Genomic DNA, 2,275 nt, shown 5'->3' with positions numbered 1-2,275 from the left:
GTGCTTTCCCCCGGAGTTCTTTGTCTTTCAGCCGCCGACGGCACCGGAGCGCGAGGGTGCGGGTTCCGGTGGCCTGAAGCCCAGTGTTGGGGCCTGGTCTGGGCAGTTTCCTGATTCGCGTCACTCAGCGTGGCCGACCGGACCTACCGTGATACGTGATCGTCCTGCTACTTAGAGCTACAGCTCAAGGCTCGTCCGGTGCTGTTCCGGACTGTCGACGCGGCTCCCACGGGCAGGGCGCGACGGTACGACGCGGCACTACGGAGGAGCGCGCATGTCGGTGAACGGTGAGGCGGTGCGGGTCAGGACCGAGGCGGAACAGGCTGACGAGCCGGGCTGGGAGGTGGACCCGGACGACGACTGGGCGCTCGCGGTGGTGGCCACGGTGGGGCGGCAGTTGAGGCTCCGCCGGGAGGCGGCGGGGCTGCGGGCCGGCGAGTTCGCGGTGGCGGTCGGCTACGGCGAGGACCTCGTCTACAAGATCGAGAGCGGCAAGCGGATCCCCCGGCCCGAGTATCTGGACACGGCGGACGAAGTGCTGGACGCCGGTGGGCTCATCGCGGCGATGAAGGAGGACGTGAAGAGGGTCCGGTACCCGAAGAAGGTCCGGGATCTGGCGCAGATGGAGGCGCGGGCGGTGGAGCTTCAGCTCTACGATCCGCTGCACGTCCATGGCCTGTTGCAGACTCCGGAGTGCGCACGCGCCCTGTTGACCATGCGGCGTCCCGCCTACTCGGCGGAGGAGGTGGAGCGGTTCATCGCAGCACGCGTAGCGCGCAAGGCGATCTTCGAGCGAGACCCGGCACCCGACCTCAGCTTCGTCCTGGAGGAGTGGACACTTCGGCGGCCCCTGGGGGGACGAGCAGTCCTGCGCGGTCAACTCGAACGTCTGCTTGAAGCAGCCCAGTTGCGCAACGTCGAGCTTCAGGTGATGCCGATCGAACGGGAAGCCCACGCCGGCGTGGACGGCAGCATCGAGGTGCTCAAGTTCGAGGACGGGTCAGCGATCGGGCGTTCACCAGCAGTGGCCAACGGACGACCGGTGTCCGACCTGCGGCAGCTCCGTATCCTGGAACTCCGCTATGGCATTATCCGGGCGCAGGCGCTCACACCACCTGAGTCGACTGCCTTCATCGAACAACTGCTGGGGGAGACATGATCCGCAAGACCTCGTCCGGAGACGCCTCCGGCCTGGCGTGGTTCAAGAGCAGCTACAGCAGCGGCAGTGAAGGCGACTCCTGCGTCGAGGTCGCCACAGAACCCGGCACCGTCCACGTCCGTGACTCCAAGAACGCTGACGGTCCTCGGCTGGCCTTCGCTCCCGCCGCGTGGGCCGGCTTCGTGCCGTACGCGGTCGGGAGCTGATCCGGCGACGTCTCCGCTCAGGCCCGGATCATCCCTCGCTCCGGGCCTGCGGGCGCGACGGTCAGAACTTGATACTGCCGATCATGCCCGCGATGTTCGTCGTCAGCTCGCTGATCGTGGGAGCGACCGTCGAGGAGGCGAGGTAGAAGCCGAGCAGCATGCAGACGATCGCATGCCCCGCCTTCAGCCCCGACTTCTTGATGAGCAGGAAGACGATGATCGCCAGCAGCACCACCGCCGAAATCGAGAGTGCCACGGCGGCTCACCTCCAAAGATCCACGAGGGCGCGGGGGGTCGGACTATGGGGGCAGTAAATCCGTACAGCAGCCAGCAGGTTCATACCCACTATGCGACATTGATCATAACTATCCCTCCGTGCGCATCGATCGGCGCACGGCCGCACAAGGGGGCGCATGGCCAATATGGTCAGGGCATGACGACCGAGCCTCACTCCTTCCCCCGACGGCACGCCCGTACCCAGCGCTTCACGCTCGGCGCGCCGCGTTCGTTCACCGTGGCGCCCGACGGTTCGCGTGTCGTGTTCCTGCGCTCCGGTTCCGGTACGGACCGGGCGAATTCGCTCTGGGTCCTCGGCATGGAGGAGGGCGGGGAGCGCGTGGCCGCCGACCCGCACGCCCTGCTGGGCGGCGCCTCCGAGGACCTCTCGCCCGAGGAACGGGCCCGGCGTGAACGCAGCCGCGAGGGCGGTGCCGGCATCGTCGGGTACGCCACCGACTCGGCTGTGGAGTTGGCCTCTTTCTCCTTGTCAGGGCGGCTTTTCGCGGCCGAGCTGCGGGCCGGGACGGCACGTGAGCTGCCCGCGCCGGGGCCCGTGATCGACCCACGTCCGTCGCCCGACGGGCGGCATGTCGCCTATGTCGTGGGGGGTGCCCTGCGGGTCGTGGGCGCC

General features: G+C 68.0%; 3 protein-coding genes and 1 pseudogene. 3 read left to right on the top strand and 1 reads right to left on the bottom strand.

The features are described from left to right. Window positions 1-274: 274 nt before the first annotated feature. Together C1J00_RS42280 and C1J00_RS42275 are read left to right on the top strand one after the other, a co-directional pair. Window positions 275-1,159, top strand: a complete 885-nt coding sequence (locus C1J00_RS42280; RefSeq protein WP_102914101.1) for a helix-turn-helix domain-containing protein — start codon at window positions 275-277, stop codon at window positions 1,157-1,159. Then, window positions 1,156-1,365 (top strand): DUF397 domain-containing protein, encoded by a 210-nt coding sequence (locus C1J00_RS42275; RefSeq protein WP_102914100.1) that lies wholly within the window; start codon window positions 1,156-1,158, stop codon window positions 1,363-1,365. The genes C1J00_RS42280 and C1J00_RS42275 overlap by 4 nt, the downstream gene beginning before the upstream one ends. Before the next feature lie 61 nt (window positions 1,366-1,426). Here the strand turns inward: C1J00_RS42275 and C1J00_RS42270 are convergent, their stop codons facing one another. Further along, window positions 1,427-1,621: a hypothetical protein gene (locus C1J00_RS42270; protein ID WP_003992731.1), complete on the bottom strand. Its 195-nt coding sequence runs from the start codon at window positions 1,619-1,621 to the stop codon at window positions 1,427-1,429. Window positions 1,622-1,798: 177 nt separating this feature from the next. Between C1J00_RS42270 and C1J00_RS42265 the strand changes: the two are divergent. Then, window positions 1,799-2,275 (top strand): annotated as a pseudogene (locus C1J00_RS42265) (PD40 domain-containing protein); the annotation flags it as partial.

Source organism: Streptomyces cahuitamycinicus, assembly GCF_002891435.1.
Taxonomy (GTDB): Bacteria; Actinomycetota; Actinomycetes; order Streptomycetales; family Streptomycetaceae; genus Streptomyces; species Streptomyces cahuitamycinicus.
The sequence above is the reverse complement of the archived record's forward strand: the minus strand, read 5'-3'. Positions and strand labels throughout refer to the sequence as shown.

Coding starts and splice junctions, on each gene's coding strand:
- C1J00_RS42275 (WP_102914100.1), top strand. CDS start 1,156: ATGATCCGCAAGACCTCGTCCGGAGACGCCTCCGGCCTGGCGTGGTTC.
- C1J00_RS42280 (WP_102914101.1), top strand. CDS start 275: ATGTCGGTGAACGGTGAGGCGGTGCGGGTCAGGACCGAGGCGGAACAG.